Origin of the sequence: Paenibacillus qinlingensis (assembly GCF_013204845.1) — a bacterium.
Taxonomy (GTDB): domain Bacteria; phylum Bacillota; class Bacilli; order Paenibacillales; family NBRC-103111; genus Paenibacillus_E; species Paenibacillus_E qinlingensis.
Map to the genome: position 1 here is coordinate 113301 of NZ_JABMKY010000019.1, position 22442 is coordinate 135742.

A 22442-nucleotide genomic window follows, 5' to 3' on the forward strand; every position below is an offset into this window, starting at 1 on the left:
TTATTTAAACCAACCCTTACTCTGAAACCAAGCGAACATCCAAATGCCTATCCCGAGCATAATGGCGAGTACGGCGAAATATCCCCAATGCCATTCTAATTCAGGCATGTAAGTAAAATTCATCCCATACAGCCCAGCAATAAACGTCAATGGCATGAAAATCGTCGTAATAACCGTCAATGTTTTCATAATGGTATTCATCCGATTGGAGTTGAGCGAGATGAAGCTATCGCGAATATCCGCTGTAATCTCACGGTTCGAGTCGACCATTTCAGAGAGCTTGAGGAGATGATCGTGAATATCTGTGAAAAAAACGAGATGCTCACGTACCTGTTCAATGCGATCTGAACTGATGATTCGATATAGCAGGTCACGCATCGGGACGATGGTACGACGTAATTTCAATAATTGGGAACGAATTTCAAAAACCTGGTTCATTAATGCATCAATGGCTTCGGCATTCATTTTATTTTCCATATCATCGAGCAGATCTTCAATTTGATAGACACTAGGGAAATATTGATCGACGAGATTATCTAGAATTAAATACGCGGCATAGATCTGCCCCTGATTTCGCAGACTTTCTTGCTGCGACACCCGGCTCCAAGCATCTTCTATTTCTCGCGATTCGTGCAAATGGAAGGTGACAATATAGTTGCTGCCGAGATACATATCCACTTCTTCCGCATCCAGCGTTTTGGGATCGATGGCGTGCATGACGAAGAAATGAACGTCCTGATAGTGATCTACTTTCGGTCGTTGCATGAAATGAAAGCAGTCCTCGATGGTGAGGGGATGGAAATGGAAATGATCCTTGAGATTTAAAGCTTCTTTTTCATCTGGATTATAGAAATCAACCCAGTACCACCGAATCGTGGGGGCTGATAATTCCTCAAGTGGGAGATCATGGATCACGGCATAATCTGTTGTGACGGCAAGCGTTCGTATCATATAGGGCTCCTAGCATATCTTTTTTTTCATAGGCATTTGCTTCATTTTACCATACAATAGAGTAAGATCAGAATGGAAAGAGGGACCTGCGATGAAGCTCTCCGTTTGTATGGATGCGCTCTATAAGGGGCGTGATTTTAGGGAAAGTGTGAATGAACTGAAAGAGATTGGTTACGATACAATTGAGTTCTGGTCCTGGTGGCAAAAGGATATTGACGTCGTCGCTGATGCTGTGGCTGAAGCGGGAGTTTCGATTTCGACATTTTGCACGAAGTTCGCGAGTTTGGTTGATCCAACTCAGCGTAATGTCTATCTCGAAGGACTCATCGAATCGATCGCTGTTGCGAAGCGACTGAATTGCACGAAGCTCATTACCCAAGTTGGACAAGAGATCGAAGGGGTGTCGCGAGAAGCTCAGACGCAATCGCTGATCGAGGGGCTGCGGGCTTGTGTGCCACTTTTGGAAAAAGAGGGCGTAACGCTGCTAATTGAACCGCTGAACACGCGTGTTAATCATCAAGGGTATTTCTTGGCTTCATCCGAAGAAGCTTTCGATATTATCAAACAAGTAGGAAGCCCTTATGTGAAAGTTTTGTTCGATATCTACCATCAACAAATCACCGAAGGAAATGTAATCGCTAACCTACGTGAGAATATAGCGTGGATTGGCCATTTTCATGCAGCTGGCAACCCTGGTAGACACGAGCTCGACAATGGTGAGCTGAATTATGAGCAGATTTTCAGAGCCATTGATGAGACTGGTTTTGAGGGGCATATGGGGCTGGAATATTTCCCATTAGAGGCGCCGGAGGTTGGGCTTCGAAAACTGCTAAAGTGAGAACTATAGGGAGCGCGGCTGTCAGGTTGGAAAACACGAAACATTTGTAACACAATTGGAACATTCTTGTTACAGTCCTCTAACATAGAAAGGGTATTATAATAAACAAGACCCCCTTTTTTAATATAAACTTTGGACCTGGCCCCGTTGGCTAGGTCCCTTTTTTTATTTCAGAGCATGTCAGGTTCTAAACGAGATGTAACACAATTGGAACATTCCCGTTACAGTCCTCTAACATAGAAAGGGTATTATAATAAACAAGACCCCCCTTTTTAATATAAACTTTGGACCTGGCCCCGTTGGCTAAGGTCCCTTTTTTTGTTTGAGTGAGTGGATCGTTCGGAGCAAGTTTATCGTTCTTGCCATTCACAATGCTTGTGACAGATTAGCGCAGCCAGTTCTTACTATATAAAATAAAAAGAACAGCCTCAGCTGCTCCTTTATTACCTAGGTTTGAATACGAAAACGTTGCAGCAATAAATACCCGCTAGTGCTAGTCGTTCTTTTTTGATAGACGATTTTGAAATCATCTAATAAACAACCCAATGCCGTACTAAGCAATCCATTGGTTACCAATGTAGCCCGGCAAGGTTGCGAACTGCCTATTACACGTGCAGCAGTAATCCTCCGAGGGGAGCCGGCAATCAGAGGGTTTCTAGACCAACGAATCAATACTAAGTCAGGTTGACGAACAGCTTTTACGTTTACGCAAGCCATTCCTATCACCTCGTTTCTAGTTAGTATCCGTATCTGTATATAGAATGCATGCTAGATAGACGGTGTGCGGGACAAAGGCGGAAATAGAAACCATAGATAATTTCGCAAACTTCTGGATAATATAACTAGCTAGAAAGCTTTACATGTTGAAGGAGGATATACATAGTGAGTGAACCAACGTTATACGATAAGCTTGGCGGAGAAGGGGCCATTACGGCCGTGGTGGACTACTTCTATGAGCTGGTTTTGGCAGATGAGACCGTCAATCACTTTTTTAACAACACGGATATGGAAAAGCAGCGTAAGCATCAGGCGAAATTTTTTAGTTTTGCGTTAGGGGGACCGAATCAGTATACAGGGGCATCCATGGCCAAAGTGCATGCAGGGATGAATCTGCAGGAAGAGCATTTCAAAGCGATTACCACGCATCTGCATGATGCGCTTGCTCATTTTGAGGTGGGGGCAGATAAGATTGATCAAGTGTTGGCGAAGGTGTCTACGTTGAAGGACGATATTTTACATAAATAAGTGTTGTTAAAAGGGAGGGTTTCCCAATGGCCATTTATATGGCGGGGAAATCCTTTTTTTTTGGAATAAGTGTATATTCGCATCTTTGACAAGGTCGCATACACGAGGTCATTCTATTTGCAAAAAAGGGACTCAGCCACATAGGCTGAGTCCCTTTCCCTTACCGTTCCGAGCGATAAATCTCCTTCACTAGGCGATAGGCCAATTTCGGCTTGCGATACTCGCTCAGCAATCCTTTATTATTGAAGCTCCGCGCGCGATCGCGGAAGTAAGGTCGGTCACTCCGCACATCGACGCGAATGTCGGCGAAGTGCCAAATGAGCGTCCCGACGATGCGAGGGTCGTCGCGGAAGATTTTCAAAGCGCGCGTAACGACATCGGCTTGATAGTCTTCGCTGAACAGGCGTGGCTCCCAGCCAGCATCGCCAAAAATCCCCGCCGCGCCGAACTCGCTCATGATCACAGGCTTGCCAGCGGCACCGTGCTTCTCCGCATTCAGGAAGTAGTTCTGCAGCATGGTACTAAATCCATCCACGCTGCCTTCATACCAGCCGTAATATTTGTTAATCCCGATAACGTCAAAATACGATAATACGATATCTTCCTCCGGCTGCATTGTAGCGTAAGTGACGAGTCGGCTTGCGTCCATGCTGCGGATTTTGCTCACGAAAGCCTTCGTCAGCTCTAGCGCTTCCTGGGTACGTGTATCGATTTCGTTGTGCGCTCCCCAGAAAATGATAGAAGGATGATGGTAGTCCCGATTGATCATTTCGCCAAGCATGTGAACGCCGCGCTCTCTGAAGATCGGGCTTGCCAGCGTCTCCACACTCATGAAACAACCCCACATTGGAATCTCACTCCAGAGCAGCATCCCGTGCTCATCAAGCAGATCGATCCATAACTGGCTTTGCGGATAATGGGAGCCACGAACGATATTGCAGCCCATGTCGGTCAAAATGTCCAGATCTTTCAACATCAGTTTCGGCGGGAAAGCAAATCCCCATTCGGGATGCTCCTCATGACGATTCACGCCTTGCAGGTACAACTTTTTACCATTGAGCAGAATGTCACTGCCCTGAACCTCAACCGTACGGAAGCCAGTCCGATCGATAAGATCATCTTCACCAGCTTTGACAGTAAAGGTATAGAGTGCAGGCTGCCCGACATCCCAACGCTTAATATTGGTCATGCTTCCACTCAGGGAAAGGCTAGTCGTTTGACCGGCTGTAATCGTGACAGGACCAGCGGAGAGGGAAAGTCCTTCCGTACTAGCACTTACCTCAAGCTGACAATCCTCTTGGCTTAGCGAACTGACTTGAATATGCAACTGAACATCGGCTGTATCGTCCTTTAATTGATAATCAATTTTCAGGGAGTCAATGTAGACATCCGGAAGCTCCTGAAGTTCAACAGAACGAATGATCCCTCCGTAGGAGTGCCAGTCAGCGATATCTGTCGGCAAAGTTTGCCAATCAACGGTGTTATCCACGCGAATCACGAGTTCATGCTTGCCTGCAGTTAGGTGGGGAAGAATCATCGAGAACTGTGTAAACCCGCCAAAATGGTAGCCAATATGCTGCCCATCCACATACACATCCGCATGGTGAAGAATGCCTTCAAATACGAGTCGAATATTCGCGTCTTGCCGTGTATCAAAATAGGTGCGATACCAAGCGGCACCAATATAATCGTAAGTACCTAACTCGTTATTCCAACAGGAAGGGACGACGGACTTTTTCGATCCGGCAGGGAAGGTTGATGCCCACCCCTCAGAAACACCTTTATTGTCAGGATCCGTGATGAAATCCCATAAACCATCCAAAATTCGAGTAGGTCGTAAGTTATGCTGCTGAAAAGTACGTATCACGAGCATTAAGCCCCTTTCATGTATGTTTCGTAAAGCGTATCATAGAAGAAGAGTTCATTTGAATGGATAAACCTCATCTCTATTTGTCAAAATCGCTACAAGGCTGGTGAACGACGCCATTGAATAACCATCGTATTTATCATCATCGGCTTTCGTATGAGAAGCCACCCGAACCTGGTTGGAAAGATATTCGCAATACGACAGATGTGCACTCACTGTATTGGATTCGGAGTGGGGAAGGGGAGTTTCATCATGAGATGAATGAAGTTCCGCTGCATGTACAAGCCGGGAGTTTGTTTTATTTGAAGCCCGGGTTTAAACTAAACATGACTTCATCTACTGAGAATCCATTATGTATTAGGATGCTCCTATTCGATGCTTTTGATATCCCTTATGAGCATCTTAATTGGCTTAAGCCGGTTCCTGTAGAGGAACTGCGGATCCCTTTTTATAAACCGTACACGTTAGAACAATCAGATTGGCTGGAAGCACAATTTAGTCGCTTATGGTCAATGAGAGGAACGGATCCGCATGAACGACAAGCGGAATTCCAATATGTCTTATCACGATTAATCCAATTTATGAAGGATACGGATACGTCTAGTGATCCCTACATGAAAGCCTTTCTGCAAGCGAAGCTGTGGTTGGAAACCTGCTATCATCAACCTATTCGGCTGGAAGAACTGGCGAAAACCTACCATATCTCCGTGTCGCAATTACGCAAAATGTTTATGAAGCATGTGGGCATCTCGCCCAAGGCGTATTTAAATCAGATTCGGAATGAGCAGGCGAAGACGATGCTTTTGCTAACCGATGAGCCCATGAAGGCGATCGCGGATGCTTGCGGATTTGCAGATGAGTTTCATTTTGGTAAAATGTTTCGAGTATGGAACGAGATTTCACCGGTTCGTTTTCGAACAATGAACAAATAGAGAGGGGCTAACCGAATTATGGGTGCCGAGATTGAAAGAAAGTATTTATTGCCCGCATTTCCTGCGGCTGAACTAGCGAATAACGAGTTGACCCAAGTGTCTAAGCAATACATTTATCAGACGTATTTGGCCTTCTCGGACGATCAAGAAATTCGCGTACGCCAGCTGGTAGACAGCTCTGGAGAATCACACTATACGCACACGTTCAAGTCAGGACATGGGATGGTTCGAGAAGAAGTAGAGTACAGCATCACGGAGCCTATCTATAAACAGCTGCTTGAGCGAACTGGATTAATTCCATTAGAGAAGATTCGTACGACCCTCGAAGCGGATGGGGTTACTTATGAAATCGATGAGTATAAACAAATTGACCTGCTTGTCGTTGAAGTCGAATTCCCAAATTTGGAGGCTGCGCAGCAGTTTGTACCACCGGGTTGGTTCGGCAGAGAGTTGGGCTCGGAGGAAGAGTTTCGTAATAAATCAATGTGGGTAGCTTTACAGAAACGCTAATTCCGTGGGAAATGGTGGTAGAAAACGATGCCTAGACCGCAATTGATTCTTGATGTTGCTGGCGTACTTGTGACGAATTTTTCACCGCAAGCTTGGAGCGGGTTTTCAAGTGGGGAGGATGACGGGGCGCTGGTTTCCTTGCCTCATCGGTTTAAGGAAATTAAGAATGATCTGTGGGTCGGTACAATGACAGAAGAGGGCTTCTGGATTTGGCTGAACGAATTGTTCCCAAATCTGGCCTCCAAGGTGGATCGTTCTTGGATTCTCCAGCAATTAAAGCCATTAACAGCGATGGAGCATGTGGAGGCTTGGAGTCAACACGCAGATATTCACTTGCTGAGTAATCATCGGATCGAGTGGCTGACTCATCTGCTGGATCCTATTCTTCCTTTTTTGCGAAGCACAACCATCTCGAGTGAGGTTGGCTACTGTAAACCTAATCGTGAGGTTTACGAAAGGGTTCAAACACATTTTCCGAAAGAGCACGCGGCGGTCTTGTTTGTAGATGATCAAGAGAAAAACCTTGTGCCAGCGAGATCTTTGGGTTGGAATACGTTACTGGCCGATGCTGAAGAGGCTTGGATGGATCAGGTTACTACTTTTTTAAATGATAGGGCATAGATTGTTTCCTTCCCCTCCCAGATTCATTAGCGAAGTATGAGTAAAAAACATGCTTATCTAAAAGTCTAGATAGAAGTTTTACAACAATTACTAGGTATCATCTAAGTATTGTAAGAACTTCTAAAGGAATTGCGAGGGGCCATCTATGAATTTAATCGACTATTACCGTCAACAGTTTGTCGAGTTAACTGCCCAGTTTGAGAAAGTATGGGAGGAAGATTTGCATTATAAATTTGGTTATCTTTGGCGTTCACATGTGAGTTCCTCGTATAAAGAAATGTTCCAGATGACACAAACGAGACAAGAACCGCTTTATTTGATGTATGCCATGGAACTTCCCGAGTCTTATAAAAGAACGAACATTAGCGATGTTATCAAAAATGTAACTTCAGCCTACGAACTTTCCATGTATGTATTCTCAAGCAAAATTATGTTGACATCCTGTGTTTCCATTGAAAATTTACAGCAAACTTCATTAGGCTTCATTAATCATGCTCGTGCGGAGATGATTGATTTAGTCTTCTCTGCGATTAAACAAGTAGATTATGAAACTGTGTAGACCATACATAATTCGACATCTATAATAGGTGTAGATAGACGAGACTGCAATCCGATGGGGTGAGTACGATGTTGAGAGACTTATTAAACAATTTCTCGCTTGTTGCCGTATTTGTTTTTATATCGATTCAAATTTTTTACTCCCCCAAATTACAAAAGGCAGCACAATGGAAATTTCAGATTTTGGCAGGTATAGCGCACGGGCTATTCGGAGTTATGCTTGCTTATACTGGGGTCCATGTGAGCGAACGGCATATCCTAGATTTGAAAGCGGTTGCAATATTAATGGCTACGTTCATTGGTGGCAGCGTTTCTGGTTTTATTACTACAGTTATTATCATTATTGGCAGGACGATGATCGATCCAGCGGTTTTGTTTCGCGTATCGCTGCTAGGCTTCATTATATATGCAGGCTGTTTACTTATCCATTACTACATCAGAGATTACTGGAAGAAATGGTTCCTGCTCGTATTATGTCCTGTAAGCGTGTTATTCGTGGATATGGTCCTTATCTATAAGCTTCCTACGGAGCTTGTTATTCCGAATTTAGTTTTACATTTAGGGGCGGGCATGTTCGTTGCAGGACTTTTCCGTTACTTCTTACGCTCCGAAGAGCTCAAAAGGCAAGTACGACATATTCAACAGGAGCTATCTGATATTCTACGTTTCCAACCAGGTCTTACGTTTAAACTAAAAAAAATACAGAATTCGTTGGTATACACAATCATTGATGGTCAATTATTGCATCAGCTTGGGATTAAGCCAGATGACTTTTTCTACAAGGATGTGCATGCGATTCCATCGTATTCGAAAGACGTTGCGCAATTTTTGCAATCCAAATATGAAGAAGCTTACCGAGGAAATCAAGTCTCCTATGAAATGGATGTACGTGGAAAAATCATTTTCACGACGTTACAGCCTGTTTTCGATGGTGAAGAGGTTGTTGAAGTCATAGGCTCGGCGACTGATGTTACGGAGAAGAGTCTTGCAGAACGTCGGATTCAGGAAAGTGAAGAGCGGAATCGGATTCTCGTAGAAAACTCGCAGGAGGGCATTCTGGGTTTTACAACGGAAGGCGAAATTACGTCAGTGAATCAAGCAGCAAGTCTACTTACACAAACTAGAGCTGAGGACATGCTAGGTCTTACAATGACTGCTTTTTTACCCTTATACGAGCAGGAGCTTTGGGAGCAGCACTTTCAAGAAGTGTTAACTAATGGTGATAATGTGAGATTCGAAATCGCGATTCCTTCGGCGGAGGGCCAGAGAAGAGACTATCGGGTAACACTTTCAGCTTATCATCAGGCATCTGGTGAAGTGAAAGGGATTGTAGGTACGATTCACGATTTTACAGAAGCCTCTATGCGCCATGCGGCAGATCAAGCCAATTTAGCGAAGAGTCATTTTATTGCCAAAATGAGTCATGAAATTCGAACGCCTTTGAATGGCATTATCGGGCTATCTCAGCTGTTAGGGAAGTCGCCGCTCTCCGAGCACCAGAAGCATTATTTAACCAATATTACCTCATCTTCGCATACGCTGTTAGGTATTATTAATGATGTGTTGGACTTTTCCAAAGTAGAAGCAGGCAAATTAGAAGTGGAACGAACGAGTTTTAATCTGGACGAGCTCTTGAAGGAGCTTTCCAGTATTTGTAGTGTACTATCAAAGAGTCAGCCCATAGAACTTATTTTCAGTACGCCTGCTGAGTTGCCCAGACGACTGCTTGGAGATCCGCTTCGGTTGAAGCAAGTATTGCTTAACCTCTGCAGCAATGCCATTAAATTTACGAGTGCAGGTTATGTGATGCTTCACATTGAGTTTGCTCCACGGGCATCCAGCGGGGAAATGATGCTGCGATTTAGCGTCGAAGACTCGGGGATTGGAATTTCGGCGGATCGACTTTCGTACATTTTTGAGCCTTTCTCTCAGGCGGATGGCTCAACAAGCCGCGAGTATGGAGGAACCGGTTTGGGACTGCCGATCAGCCAACATTTGATCACGTTAATGGGCGGTGTGCTCCAAGCCGAAAGTATAATGGGAAGCGGGAGTCGTTTCTCATTTACCTTGCCTTTTCAAATTATAGAGCATAACGATCCGGATGAGTGGGACATTGGCGAGGGGAATGAGCCTTATCGTGTGCTGATTGTTGAGGATCATCCCCTTATGCGAAACAGCTTACAAGATACCTTAGAATCCTTCGCCCTCCTTGTAACGACGGTTCCTTCTTGGGATTCGTTGTTTAAACAACTAGGAGAGAAAATAGATGCGGAGGAAGACTTTCAATGCCTCATCCTAGATATGGAAAGTGATGACATGTATGGTCTAGAGACTTGGGGTGCTCTCCTCGCTTCAATTCGCAGAGATCGAACGCGCTTAATTTGTCTGACTTCCTCTATGGGGAAGGAAGAGCTGCTTACCCTCCCTGAGGACATAAGGCCTGATGCCGTGCTGGTCAAACCGATTAGTCGACTAGAGCTATATCAGATGTTGGACTCTATGTTCCATCCAAAGCAGGAATCACGGGTGTCTGATCATGGACTGATGTCGAATCCTTCTGAGACTGAGGAGGAAAAGGGACACATTCTACTCGTTGAGGATAATGAAATTAATCAACAAGTGGCTATGGAGCTGCTCGAGGAACGCGGCTACAGGATTACGTTAGCGACTAATGGTCAAGAAGCATTGGACACGTTGGACAATGGCGAATTTGCGTTGGTTCTCATGGATATTCATATGCCAGTTATGGATGGCGTCGAGGCGACAAAACTTCTGCGTCTGAACCCAAGATTTCGCAAAATACCGATCATCGGGCTTACGGCTAACGTGGTGAAACAAGACCAAGAAGCGTACCTCCAAATAGGCATGAATGATGTGCTTAGCAAACCGCTGGATGTGAAGCTGCTGTTTCGAGTCATTCACAAATGGATGGAGCCCGAGAAGAGGAAGGAGCGCGAGCGGAGCTTCAAGCAACCGCAACCGGCTGACGGAGAAGAACCCCCTTATTATCAAGGGATCGCCGCGATAGATTGGGAGGGTGCTTTGGCCCGAGTGGAGGGCAAAGAGAGTATTCTTCTCGTCATGCTGCAATTGTTCAAGAAAAATTACAGTGACTTCGCAGATCTGCTCTGGGTCCATCACCGCGAGGGCGACTGGGTTGCGGCCAAGAGAGCTGCGCATACGTTAATCGGTGTTGCTGGCAGTTTATCCGCAGAAGCGTTGCATGCGGGAGCTGTGAAACTCCAAGCAACAATTCTCCTGAATGAGAATTATGAGGACCAAATTGCCGAGATCGCATCGGAGATTGAAAGCATAATCGTTTGTATTCCGGATGAAGCATAAGCTTTGGTGAAGGAACTGGGAAATAGTACCTTATGTAGATTCAATGTGATCCTACACTTGATTCCCACTTCATAGCGTACGCTGTGTCCGTTAGCCGTTTCCCTCACCTGTAGCCCACCAGAACATCAACGCTAACGGCTACCACGGCCGTTATTTGTCCAAATGGAGCGCCATTTCTACGCTAACGGCCACCACGGCCGTTATTTGTCCAAAACAGCTGATTCTAGCCCGATTTTCACTCCAAGTGTACGCTGTGTCCGTTAGCCGTTTCCCTCATGTGTAGCCCACCAGAACATCAACGCTAACGGCCACCACAGCCGTTATTTGTCCAAATGGAGCGCCCTTTGTGCGCTAACGGCCACCACGGCTGTTATTTCGTCTAAATGGAGCGCCCTTTCTGCGCTAACGGCCACCACGGCCGTTATTTGTCCAAATGCAGCACCCTTTCTATGCTAACGGCCACCAGTGCCGTTATTTCGTCCAAAACAGCTGATTCTAGCCCGATTTTCACTCCATAGCGTACGCTGTGTCCGTTAGCGAATCAGGAGCATCGAATTCGGTCAAATAGCGTCGCGTGTGTCCGTTAGCAGCACCGAACCCCGCCCCGCTCAACAGTCACAACTTCAACTGAAAAGTACGGTATCGCTGACGTCCTCCAACAACAGTTAAGAGTTGCTTCTCAACTAGTTGATGCAGCACTCGCCTTGCATGTCGATCGGAGAGCCGAAGATGTTCGGCAATTTCTATCGGTGTAATGGGTCGAAGCAAACGACGAGCAAAACGTACTACTTCTGCTTCTGCCCAATCCAAGCTAGCAGACACATCGGCTGATAGGAATCTACCGACGAATGACAGGATAAGTTGTTGGCATTGTTTCGGATCTTCTTTGATGGACAAATAAGCGATAGGCATAAAAGTCCACCCATCAAGGGTTAGCAAGCTATGTCGCATGCATAAATCTTTAAATCTTTTAACATCAAGATCTCTTGCATGCGATCCAAATCCCTGTATTTCAATTCCTCCTTTTACGCCGCCAGGCATATAGGCAAGATCCAGATAGCGGTAGCCATTATTGAAATCACGTACCTCCCACTCGGGGTATAAGTGATTGAAATTGCCGATGGCAGGAAACCAAATACAACGTAAAAACTCAATTGTTCCGTGGCCCAACCCTTTTTCTAACAATTCAAGCCTTCGATGATTTACGTTCCCAGTCCCAGCGTGCGCAATCATTTCCTGCATCCATTCGTTATATTTTTCCTCAAATGACATTCATCTCAGTCTCCTCTTCATTGTAAATAAACAAACAAAAACCGTTCCACAGCATAGCTCATAATGAGCGTTATGCAATGAAACGGCGTGTGCTTCACTCCGTATACCTTATTAACATTAGTATAAAAGAAAAGGACCAGTAATACTAGAATAAGTAATCCTAAACGCCAGAATAGGCCATGAATCCGCCATCTACAGGGATCGTCGTACCCGTAACGAAGCGTGACATGTTGGAATCAGCCAACCACAGCAACGTGCCTAGTAAATCCTCCGGCTTACCAAAACGGCGCATCGGGGTATGGGCAATGATTTTATGGGACCGGTCCGTCAGACTGCCATCCTCTTTCATCAACAATTTGGCATTCTGCTCCGTCAAAAAGAATCCAGGTGCAATGGCATTCACACGAATGCCGCTTTCCGCCAAATGAACAGCTAACCATTTCGTAAAGTTATCAATAGCCGCTTTGGCAGCGCTATAGGCAGGAACTTTCGTCATTGGCGAAGGTGCGCTCATGGATGAGATATTGATCACGGTTGCACCCGTTTTGCCATGCATATGCTTGGTGAATACTTGCGTAGGAATTAAGGTGCCCACGAAATTAAGATCAAGCACGTTGCGGAATCCAGTGATGCTTAGATCATAAAACGATTGAACATCCGGATCTGCCACGTCCTCCATTTTGAAAATCTCATTCGTCGTATTCGCGCTGGCATGGTTGCCACCCGCACCATTAATAAGAATATCACAGGTACCCAGCAATTCCGTCACGATTGCCGCAGCTTGTTCTACACTTTCAGTTACGGTTACATCGCAAGCAACAGCAACGGCCACGCCGCCAGCAGCCTCAATTTCACGAACCACAGCTAAGCCTTTCTCATGCGTACGATTCAGAATGGCAATACGCGCGCCTTGTCTAGCTAATTCTAAGGCCATAACGCGGCACAGAACACCAGCGCCTCCAGTAATCACGACGACCTTCCCTTGCAGGGACGGGAAATTAGTTAATTTGCTCATATGCAGTGACAGCTCCTTCTTGTAAAGTAGCGCCTTGGCGACATAACATGTCCCAAAGTCCCCATAAATACATGATACCTAATGCCCGATCGTACAACCCGTACCCAGGTCTGCAACGCTCATCCCAAATATGTCGACCATGATCTGGACGGCAAAATCCTTCGTAATTGTTTGCATACAGTGCCTGCACAATGCCTGACATATCAACCGTTCCATCCTGCGTACGATGAGAGGTTTCAATGAAATCACCATTCTCATACAGACGAACATTCCGAAGATGGGCAAAAGGAATCCGATCCGCGAATTCATGCACGATCGAGACAATATCATTGCTCGGGTTCGCACCGAGTGAACCACTGCACATCGTAAGCCCGTTGTACGGGCTGTCATGCAAGGCTAAGAAACGGCGAATGTTCGCTTGGCTCGTCATCAATCTTGGCAATCCAAAGACGGACCAAGGCGGATCGTCCGGGTGTATCGCCATTCGAATGCCGTGCTCAGCGGCCACGGGAATAACTTCATCCAAGAAATACTTGAGATTTGCCCAGAGATGCTCTTCAGTGACATCCTTATAGGCGTCAAAAAGCTCTGTCAAATGAGCAAGTCGCTCAGGTTCCCAGCCGGGCATACTGAAATCGGGGTTGGCATTAATTCGTCCGACATGCTCCGCAAGATCGAGGTTGGCAATTTTACTTTTTTCATAAAATAGTGCCGTCGAGCCGTCTTCCAGCTCCTTGTGTAAATCTGTTCGTACCCAATCGAACACAGGCATGAAATTGTAGCAAATGACTTTGACCCCAACCTGCGCTAACGTGGCGATTGTTTTCTTATAATTAGCGATGTACGTATCGCGACTTGGCAGTCCTAATTTAATATCTTCATGAATGTTGACGCTTTCCACGACCTGCATATGCAGTCCCGCACGATCAGCCTCGGCTTTGATTTTCTGAATCTTATCCATGGGCCATTCTTCACCGGCAGGTACATCATGCAATGCCCAGACGATACCTTCAACACCGGGAATTTGTTTGATTTGCTTCAGAGTGACCGTATCGTTGCCCTCTCCAAACCAACGGAATACCATTTTCATAGATGCACACTCGCCTCCCATATCGTCAACCTATTTGAAATACGTAGGGAACTTCTCTTTTAATAATGCTTGATCAGCAATGCCAACTTGAAGATGCGCGTGTATGATTTGCTCAGCCTTATCAGGCTGCTGCTCTTTGATGGCATCCACAATTTGCCCATGCTGGGCGTAGAGCTCATCCCAATGATGATCAGTCGCTAAGCGAAGCATACGGGTGCGGTTCAAATGCACATTAATTTGCCCAATGACTGCCCAAGTGTTCATTTTCTTACAGCCTTCAAAAATCGTCCGATGAAACTCCTCATCAAGTTCAAACATTTTCTTGAAGTCTTGTTCATCCATGCATACTTTCTGAGAGGCCAAATTCATTTGAAGCAAGCGCAGGGACTCTTCCGGAAATGAGAGGCAGGCTAAACGAATGACGGCGCTTTCTAGATGTTCGCGAATGAAACGTGCTTCATCCACCAGCTCCAGATCAATGCGGGAGACAACCGTGCCGCGTTGCGGATAAATATCCAATAGGCCTTCCTGTGCTAATTGTACGAAACTTTCCCGAACAGGTGTCCGGCTCACATTGAAGCTTACCGACATTTCTTTCTCTGAAATGGTGGTGCCTGGAAGCAGGGCTAAGCTCAGAATTTGAGCCTTGAGCGTGTGGTAGACAGCATCTCGGGTCGAACTAATCAGAGGTTTTTTGAAGTAATCCATGTGGATCTCCTTTGCAAAATGATGCCTAAATCCATACTACCATACTTGTATGGTAGTATGGAAGTGTAAAATGAGCAGCGAACCTTCGCAGAGTTCGGAGAGCCTACCGATTTGAACAAGCATATAAAAACACCGCATGCAGCCCGTGTTTTCCTCACTTGGAATAACACGAATCACATACGGTGTAAGTTAATTTTAACGAGAGACAGCTAGGCTTTGAACCGTTCTCCAAGCTTCCAATTGCTTCTCCAACTGTTCCACTAACGCCGAGACATCTTGAGAGAACTGCTCTCTTTGTTGCTCGTTCATCCCATTCTGCTGGTGCTGCAGCTCGCTAGAAGTAGGTGGAGCGGGAATCGTATGAAGCAACTGCTGAAGCCTAGCTTGTAACAGCGATCCGGCAGCAGCAGCAACATCTGTATCAACAGCTTGCGGTACAGCTAGCTTAGCTTCAACTGGTAGCCCCACAGTGTTAACCTTTGAATTCTGCGCAGGAACGTCAACTTCTTGAACGTCAACTCGTATCTTCTCAGCTTTAGCAGGTGTCTTGGCAGCGATTGGCTTCGCTCGTTCAGCCCGATTGTTCTGAAAGGTAGACCAGGTTTCGATTAGTTCTGGTCCTGATTTATAGAGCAGTTGTCCCTTGATTCTGTCAGAGATGTCTTTATCTTTAAACATCTTGGCAATTTTCTTCACATCACTGACAGGCATTTCATCCCTTGCCATGATTAAGGCTAGGGGATCACGATGCTCCATGGGCAGATCCTTCAGAGGCAATAATTGATCCTCCGTAAGTTTATCTTTGCGAATCTCTGTGCCGCCTACGATAAGTTTCTTAACGGAGTTTCCAAACTTAAGCAGTTCACACTTATTTTTGATATATGCTTCCGGTTTACCTAGCTTGCCAGAAAGATATTTGATAGATGAGCTGAATTTCGCATCATGCATAAGCTTATGAAAGGCCTCGGCTTCCTCAATGGGAGAGAAGCCTTCTCGCGTTAGATTTTCAGCAATCTGCTCCAGATAGATTTCCATCTCATCCGTTACCGTTGACACGATGCAAGATATGGTTGGAAGCCCGAGCATTTTGGTAGCTTTATATCTGCGATTGCCATAAATGATCTTATATCGGTTGTTGGCGGTTGTACGTACTTTGATCGGAGAGAGTAAACCAATTTCCCCAATGCTTTTCATTAATTCTTGCAGTGCTTCTTCATCGAACTGGTAGCGGGGCTGGTCCGTGTCCTCGTCAATGAGATGCATAGGAATGTTATGTATGTCCATCTTCATATCTCCATTCGTTCAGGGTCATATGTCTAATTATATATCAAGGATGAAAGTGTGGGAACGCCAATTCAATAGAAAGGATTTGGAAGGGATTGGAAGGGACGTGGTAGACAAGTCCGAAGGCAAATAAATGTATTGCCAGTAAGGGAGAGGAGATGAAATAATAGAGAAATATGTCGAATAATGTTCCTGTTTCAAGTCAAATTTGGGAGGAGAGACCTATGAACAAAATGCAGTATTTCTTCTTATCCCTCATCTTTGTCATTCTGTTTACCTCAACGGAATCGGTTCTCACCACTTATAAAAAATCGCTGCTGAATGAACTGCAAAGCACGGAGGCTGCTCAATTGTCTGCCAAAGCTGTTGCCTTACAGTCTGTCATTAATCGTAATTTCAATTTGATGGTAAGTTTAGAGGCCTTTGTTAGCGCGGGCTATTTGCAAGACAAAAATGAACAAGAGATTCATGCTTATATGGAAGCTTTATATGCAGGTTCGCAAGCGTCTGCCTTTAATGTTGTGATTGCACCACATGGGGTTATGAATTACGTCTATCCCCCGAAAGGGAATGAGGACATTATAAATTGGGATCTCTTGCATGATCCTCGATTGAATGTTCAGACGCAAGTCTATCAAGCTCTGCAAACAAAAAAAATGACGACCGACGGTCCCTTTATGCTGCTTCAAGGTGTGCAAGGTTTGGTCGCTCGCAAAGCACTTTTTCAAGATGGCGTTTTCTGGGGCTTCGTCTCTGTTGCCATTAACATGGACAAGTTACTTATTGAAGCAGGGATCAAGGATGATGATTCTGAAGGGCCAAGGATGGCGATTCGAAGTCCAGGCATGGCAGCATTTTACGGGGAAAATGAAACATTCTTTCAGTCCCCTTTGATCTCAGTAATCGATCTTCAGGATACGAAATGGGAACTTGCAGCGACGCCTCCCGCCAACGCGGTACAAACGATCAATAATCAAATGCTTATTATTCGTTGTGCCATACTTCTCGTTTTATTTCTAGGTTTATTCTTCATTATCTATATCATTCGACAACGTGATCGACTCAGTGAAGCTGTGAATGAGCGTACTCAAGAGCTGCAGATCGCGAATGAAGATTTGACAGCAGTCAATGAAGAACTGATTGCAGGTCAGCAGGAGCTTCAGAAGTCCACGGAGCGGATGAAGGAATCTGAGCAAATGTTGTCCTATATGGCCTACCATGATGTACTGACAGGGATACATAACCGCGCACATTTTCAAATGATTCTGAAAGAGCAAATTACTAATAATGAGAGGAAGGGTACTTCGCTAGTCGTCCTTTTCTTTGATCTGGATAACTTTAAAATGGTCAATGATTCACATGGGCATCATATGGGGGACTATATGCTGCAAGAGGTTGTTCATCGCATCCAGCAATCCAATTTGGCATTCCATACTTTTGCTAGATTTGGTGGGGACGAATTTGCAATTTTGTTGGAGAATTGCGCAAGTGAGCTTGAGATTCAAAGCTTCTGTCGGCAACTCATTGCTGTCTTGAAACCGCCTTGCATATTGGCGAATCGCGCTTTTTTTATTAATGCGAGCATAGGTATAGTGCAGTATCCGTATGGCGGTGAGACGTGGGATGCACTGCTCAAAAATGCCGATATCGCCATGTATATGGCTAAGAAAGAAAGTGGCAGTTCCTTTTGTTTCTTCAATCAGCAGATGGAGATGTTATCGATTTCGAAGTTGGAAATGGAGAACCATCTCCGGCAGTCGCTGGATCGTAATGAGCTTGAAATTGTTTATCAGCCTCAGGTTGATTGCGTGAAAGGGGCAATTACGGGTGTTGAAGCACTTTTACGTTGGAATCATACGACGAAAGGTTACATTTCGCCGTCCGATTTTATACACGTATCGGAGGAAATAGGACTTATTGACGTGATTGGCGAATGGGTGCTCCGCGGCGCTTGCTCTCAGATGAAACTTTGGCATGATCAAACAAATGAACCGCTGACGATTTCCGTTAATATTTCTGTCAAACAGTTGCATGATGAACGGTTTGTGGATAAGGTTATGGCCATTCTGGAAGAGACGGGACTGGAAGCGCGGTACTTAGAGATGGAAATCACGGAGAATGTAGCGATGCAGGACGAACAGATGGGCGTTCTGAATAAGCTTCGCCAATTAGGAATCTCCATTTCCGTGGATGATTTCGGTACGCATTATTCGTCTCTAAGTTATCTGAAAAGGTTCCCCGTTACGAAGATTAAACTGGATCAGTCGTTTGTTCGCGGTATTCAAACCGATGGCAAGGATCGCGCTATGATTAAAGCTATCATTTCTGTGGCGAATGCTTTTGGGCTGCACATGATTGCTGAGGGAGTAGAGACGGAAGAACAAGCGGACTTCTTGGTGGAGAATGGATGCCATCACATCCAAGGCTATTATTTTTATAAACCGATGAAACCCGAACTGTTGCAAGCCATTTTGAAGGAAGAGCTGCATGAAAAATTGGCATTCTTAGGAGCAAAGCCTTTTCATACCTATGATATATAAATACCAAAGAGGTGCCATTTGACTAAGGGCACCTCTTTGGTATTTGAGAAAAGAAAAAGTTCACTATAGCGGGACAATTTGCTTCTGTTTATTGTCGAAATAGACCCAATGCTGGAAGCCAATTTCTTTCAAGGTTTTCTGAACTTCTTCCCAATCGTCAGCAACGCGGCTAGGAACATGGGCGTCAGAACCGAAAGTAACCTCAACCCCGTAATGCAGCGCACGTTCTAGAATTTCATGGGAGGGGTACCAGCCGCCAACATCTTTCGTTTTGCCTGACGTATTAATTTCAATGGCAACACCGGATTCTCCGATGATTTTTAAAGTCTCATCGACCTTTGGTGTCGCAATATCGGAGAAGGCAGGGTAGAAGCCTTTCATTGCATCGATATGTCCAAGAATTTGGAACATTCCCGATCGAGCGGATTCAGCAATCAGACGATAATACTCTTCCTTGTGCTCAACATGCTCAGCTTCGTTCAACTTCTTCCATCTGTTGCGATTGAAGATGCTCACGCCTCCGGATAGATGAACGGAGCCAATGATGTAATCGAACGGATACTTTGCGTATTCTTGCTTATAAATCTCCACGTGCTCTGGGAAATAATCAGACTCGACACCCAAAAGAACATTAATTTTGCTCGCATACGCTTGTTTGAGTTGAAGTACTTCCTCAATATAGCGGGGAAATTCACTTTTTGCCATGGCGATAGCAGGTTGTGCATGATCTTCGGAACTTCCAAAGTATGGAGAGTGATCTGAGATGCCAATTACTTGAAGGCCAGCTGCAATGGCTGCCTCAATATAGTCACGTATGGTATCTTGCGCATGTCCGCATCGCTCATGATGCGTATGTAGATCGAATTTCACAGCAAGTCCTCCTAAAAATATTGATAGTTCCGGGGTCCCCGCAAAGTATTAAGAATAACCTGCGAAGGCATTCGTCACTTTGTGGGGGAAGTTTATGCTATTCTGAACCAATAAATTGTGTTTCAGGCATTCCTTTGAGATCGCGAAGAAATTGTTGCATGGCAGAATTCAAGTATCTTCCTGACTTATATACTACGCCTACTGGATGGGTAATATCCAGTTCGTTCACTTTTACCATCTTCAATGAGCCATGTCGCAGTTCATCAGCAACAGACATTTTGGATATGATCGCAACACCTAGATTTAACTCTACCATGCGTTTTACTTCCTCACTGCTAGACAACTCCATGACAATATGAGGCGAGACATCATAGGATTTGAAGATTTGATCGACGAAGCGTCGACCTGCAGTTTCTGGGGAAAGCATGATAAATGGAATATTTCTAAGCTTCTCGATAGATAAATGTGTGAAACGACTAAGCGGATGGTGCGTGGAAACGATGAGTTCAAAATTATCATAGTAAAGCACAGAAGTCTCCAAAGCTGGATTCTTCTCAAACAAATACGTGATCCCAATATCGATATGACCGTTTTCCACGGATGTCATGATCTGAGAAGAGGTCATGGAATGAATGGTCGTTTTAATCAGCGGGAATTGATCCTGGAAATAGGAAAGGACCCTCGGCAAGATCTGCATGGCAATGGAAGTCGTTGTGCCAATATGGATATGACCTTGAGGGGTTTGACTTAGATCCGAAAGACGCTGTTTCAGGTCACTGGTGATCCGTAATATTTTTTCCGCATGCTCCAAGAAAAGCTTTCCACTATCTGTTAAAGTAACAGGCTGATTACGATCAATGAGAATCGTACCGAATTCATCCTCAAGACTTTTTATTTGCGCGGAAACGGCAGGTTGGGTCAAGTTTAGAATTTCACCAGCTTTACGAAAGCTCATCGTCTTAGAAATGGTGAGCAGGGTTTCTAACTGGTTCATATTCATCAGATTACCTCCTGCAAGTTAGATGTAAGATCAAAGGTACAAATAAAATTTATCGAAATTGTAAAGGACATAAAAACCTTTTCTTACTTTATTATATGATAGGAAGTGCTGACTAGGCAACAAGACAGGATAATTGAGAGTCACAGAGTACAAGCTACGGATGTATGAAAGAGAGTGACTCAAAATTATCTTTTCAAAATACTCAAATTTGAATATAATAATTTATGTAATTTAAAACATAACGAGTAAGGAGACTCTACGTATGTCTTTATCACGTAAATCAAATCCGACCGTAACGGTTGTAGCCTTAATGCTAGGGCTCTTGCTGGCTTCTCTAGATCAGACGATTGTATCGACAGCGATGCCAACGATTGTCTCTAAGCTGGGCGGCTTCAGCCAATTTGTTTGGGTGTTCTCGGCCTATCTGATTGCCAATGTGGCGGCAATGCCCATCTTCGGTAAACTTTCAGATATGTATGGCCGCAAATTATTTTTCATTATCGGGATCGTCGTCTTTATGATTGGCTCTGCGTTATGTGGAACAGCGACGTCAATGACACAGTTGATCATCTACCGTGCAATACAAGGTATTGGTGGCGGTGCGCTGATGCCGATTACCTTTGCTATTATTTTTGACATTTTTCCTCCAGAGAAAAGGGGTAAAATGCAAGGCTTATTCGGCGCAGTATTCGGATTATCCAGTGTGCTTGGGCCTATTATCGGGGCATACTTCACAGATCATGTGACGTGGGAATGGATTTTCTTTATCAATTTACCATTAGGCATTATTTCTCTGATTATGATTATTTTCTCGTATCACGAGTCCGTGGAACATAGCAAGGCTAAGATTGATTGGGGCGGTACGGTTGTATTAACGGCAGCTATCGTTTCACTGATGTTCGCATTGGAGTTTGGCGGCAAAGAGTATGCGTGGGGTTCGATGCAGATTATTGGGTTATTTGCAGGATTCGTCGTGCTGTTAGCAGGTTTTATTTTTATTGAGAAAAACGCAGCCGAGCCCATTGTACCATTAGATTTGTTCAAAAATCGGTTGTTTACATCCAGCATGGGAGTTAGCTTTGCTTATGGAGCGGTTCTCATATCGGCGGGGACGTACATTCCCTTGTTTATCCAAGGCGTATTCGAAGGTTCTGCGACATCGGCTGGCTCGACATTAACTCCTATGATGCTAGGTGTCGTCGTAAGTAGTGCATTAGGCGGTCGCTTTATCGGTAAATTCTCTTATCGGAATGTGCTATTAGTATCAGTCGCTCTTCTGCTGTTGGCGACATCGCTGCTTGGCGGTATTTCCATTGATTCGGAGAGATGGGTAATCACGACTTATATGATTATTCTCGGACTAGGTATTGGCGCTTGTTTCCCGATCACGTCGATGTCGGCACTTCACAAAGTGGATTTCCGTCGCAGGGGTACAGTAACATCCTTAGTTGCTTTCTTCCGTTCCGTAGGTTCTGCTATTGGAGTAGCGATATTCGGGAGCATTCAAGTCAATGCATTAAAAGACAAGATCACAACATCGCTCAATGATCCAGCTATGGCAGAGAAGTTCCAGGATGCACGTATGCTGCTTCAACCTGAAGTGAGAGCGAATATTCCTAAAGAGGTACTGCATAAGCTCCTAACCGCGTTGGCTGATTCGATTGCCGTTGTTTTCCAAACCACGATTGTCTTAGCTATACTAGGTCTTGCGTTCATTTTATTGATGGGAAATGCTAAACTAGAAGTTGGTAAAGCGCCTGTTAAAGGAGATGTACCAGTAGGACACTAGGAGGTTAACA

At 44.9% G+C, this 22442-nt stretch carries 19 protein-coding genes; 9 read left to right on the forward strand and 10 right to left on the reverse strand.

Going from position 1 to position 22442, the window contains the following annotated elements; genetic code table 11:
* Entirely contained in the window at window positions 1-951 is a 951-nt protein-coding gene (corA, locus tag HQN88_RS27275) for a magnesium/cobalt transporter CorA (RefSeq protein WP_173118434.1), read from the reverse strand.
* A 91-nt stretch (window positions 952-1042) separates the two neighbouring features.
* Between corA and HQN88_RS27280 the strand changes: the two genes are divergently transcribed.
* Entirely contained in the window at window positions 1043-1789 is a 747-nt protein-coding gene (locus tag HQN88_RS27280) for a hydroxypyruvate isomerase family protein (protein ID WP_173118436.1), read from the forward strand.
* A 447-nt stretch (window positions 1790-2236) separates the two neighbouring features.
* Here the strand turns inward: HQN88_RS27280 and HQN88_RS27285 are convergent, their stop codons facing one another.
* Window positions 2237-2506, reverse strand: a complete 270-nt coding sequence (locus HQN88_RS27285; protein WP_173118438.1) for a hypothetical protein — start codon at window positions 2504-2506, stop codon at window positions 2237-2239.
* Between the two features lie 165 nt (window positions 2507-2671).
* Between HQN88_RS27285 and HQN88_RS27290 the strand changes: the two genes are divergently transcribed.
* Window positions 2672-3034 (forward strand): group I truncated hemoglobin, encoded by a 363-nt coding sequence (locus HQN88_RS27290; RefSeq protein ID WP_173118440.1) that lies wholly within the window; start codon window positions 2672-2674, stop codon window positions 3032-3034.
* 160 nt (window positions 3035-3194) lie between these two features.
* Here the strand turns inward: HQN88_RS27290 and HQN88_RS27295 are convergent, their stop codons facing one another.
* The gene (locus HQN88_RS27295; protein ID WP_173118442.1) at window positions 3195-4901 is read right to left on the reverse strand and encodes a glycoside hydrolase family 2 protein; all 1707 of its coding nucleotides are present in this window, start codon (window positions 4899-4901) and stop codon (window positions 3195-3197) included.
* Window positions 4902-5020: 119 nt separating this feature from the next.
* On the opposite strand from HQN88_RS27295, the gene HQN88_RS27300 reads away from it, so the two are divergent.
* The 5 genes from HQN88_RS27300 (at window position 5021) to HQN88_RS27320 (ending at window position 10864) form a co-directional block, all read left to right on the forward strand.
* Window positions 5021-5833, forward strand: coding sequence for a helix-turn-helix transcriptional regulator (locus tag HQN88_RS27300; protein ID WP_173118444.1), 813 nt, complete (start codon window positions 5021-5023; stop codon window positions 5831-5833).
* A gap of 18 nt (window positions 5834-5851) precedes the next feature.
* Window positions 5852-6343, forward strand: coding sequence for a CYTH domain-containing protein (locus HQN88_RS27305; protein ID WP_173118446.1), 492 nt, complete (start codon window positions 5852-5854; stop codon window positions 6341-6343).
* A 27-nt stretch (window positions 6344-6370) separates the two neighbouring features.
* Window positions 6371-6964, forward strand: a complete 594-nt coding sequence (locus HQN88_RS27310; protein WP_173118448.1) for an HAD-IA family hydrolase — start codon at window positions 6371-6373, stop codon at window positions 6962-6964.
* A 145-nt stretch (window positions 6965-7109) separates the two neighbouring features.
* A complete protein-coding gene (locus HQN88_RS27315; RefSeq protein WP_173118450.1) occupies window positions 7110-7523 on the forward strand; it encodes a hypothetical protein in 414 nt (137 codons plus the stop codon).
* 68 nt (window positions 7524-7591) lie between these two features.
* Window positions 7592-10864, forward strand: a complete 3273-nt coding sequence (locus tag HQN88_RS27320; RefSeq protein WP_173118452.1) for a response regulator — start codon at window positions 7592-7594, stop codon at window positions 10862-10864.
* A gap of 615 nt (window positions 10865-11479) precedes the next feature.
* Here the strand turns inward: HQN88_RS27320 and HQN88_RS27325 are convergent.
* The 5 genes from HQN88_RS27325 to HQN88_RS27345 form a co-directional block, all read right to left on the reverse strand.
* Window positions 11480-12136 carry a helix-turn-helix domain-containing protein gene (locus HQN88_RS27325; RefSeq protein WP_173118454.1) on the reverse strand — a complete coding sequence of 219 codons (657 nt, stop codon included), beginning with the start codon at window positions 12134-12136 and terminating at the stop codon, window positions 11480-11482.
* Window positions 12137-12296: 160 nt separating this feature from the next.
* A complete protein-coding gene (locus HQN88_RS27330; RefSeq protein ID WP_173118456.1) occupies window positions 12297-13151 on the reverse strand; it encodes an SDR family oxidoreductase in 855 nt (284 codons plus the stop codon).
* Window positions 13135-14241, reverse strand: a complete 1107-nt coding sequence (uxuA, locus tag HQN88_RS27335) for a mannonate dehydratase (protein WP_173118458.1) — start codon at window positions 14239-14241, stop codon at window positions 13135-13137. Before uxuA ends, HQN88_RS27330 begins: the two co-directional genes overlap by 17 nt.
* 30 nt (window positions 14242-14271) lie before the next feature.
* Entirely contained in the window at window positions 14272-14949 is a 678-nt protein-coding gene (locus tag HQN88_RS27340) for a GntR family transcriptional regulator (RefSeq protein WP_173118460.1), read from the reverse strand.
* Window positions 14950-15144: 195 nt separating this feature from the next.
* Window positions 15145-16233: a ParB/RepB/Spo0J family partition protein gene (locus HQN88_RS27345; RefSeq protein WP_173118462.1), complete on the reverse strand. Its 1089-nt coding sequence runs from the start codon at window positions 16231-16233 to the stop codon at window positions 15145-15147.
* A 224-nt stretch (window positions 16234-16457) separates the two neighbouring features.
* Here HQN88_RS27345 and HQN88_RS27350 point away from each other — a divergent pair, with 224 nt between their 5' ends.
* A complete protein-coding gene (locus HQN88_RS27350; RefSeq protein WP_173118464.1) occupies window positions 16458-18773 on the forward strand; it encodes a bifunctional diguanylate cyclase/phosphodiesterase in 2316 nt (771 codons plus the stop codon).
* Between the two features lie 63 nt (window positions 18774-18836).
* Here HQN88_RS27350 and HQN88_RS27355 read toward each other — a convergent pair whose 3' ends face one another.
* Together HQN88_RS27355 and HQN88_RS27360 are read right to left on the reverse strand one after the other, a co-directional pair.
* Window positions 18837-19643 (reverse strand): histidinol-phosphatase, encoded by an 807-nt coding sequence (locus HQN88_RS27355; protein ID WP_173118466.1) that lies wholly within the window; start codon window positions 19641-19643, stop codon window positions 18837-18839.
* Window positions 19644-19740: 97 nt separating this feature from the next.
* The gene (locus tag HQN88_RS27360; protein WP_056613689.1) at window positions 19741-20643 is read right to left on the reverse strand and encodes a LysR family transcriptional regulator; all 903 of its coding nucleotides are present in this window, start codon (window positions 20641-20643) and stop codon (window positions 19741-19743) included.
* A 262-nt stretch (window positions 20644-20905) separates the two neighbouring features.
* On the opposite strand from HQN88_RS27360, the gene HQN88_RS27365 reads away from it, so the two are divergent.
* Window positions 20906-22432 carry an MDR family MFS transporter gene (locus HQN88_RS27365; protein WP_173118468.1) on the forward strand — a complete coding sequence of 509 codons (1527 nt, stop codon included), beginning with the start codon at window positions 20906-20908 and terminating at the stop codon, window positions 22430-22432.
* Window positions 22433-22442: the final 10 nt, after the last annotated feature.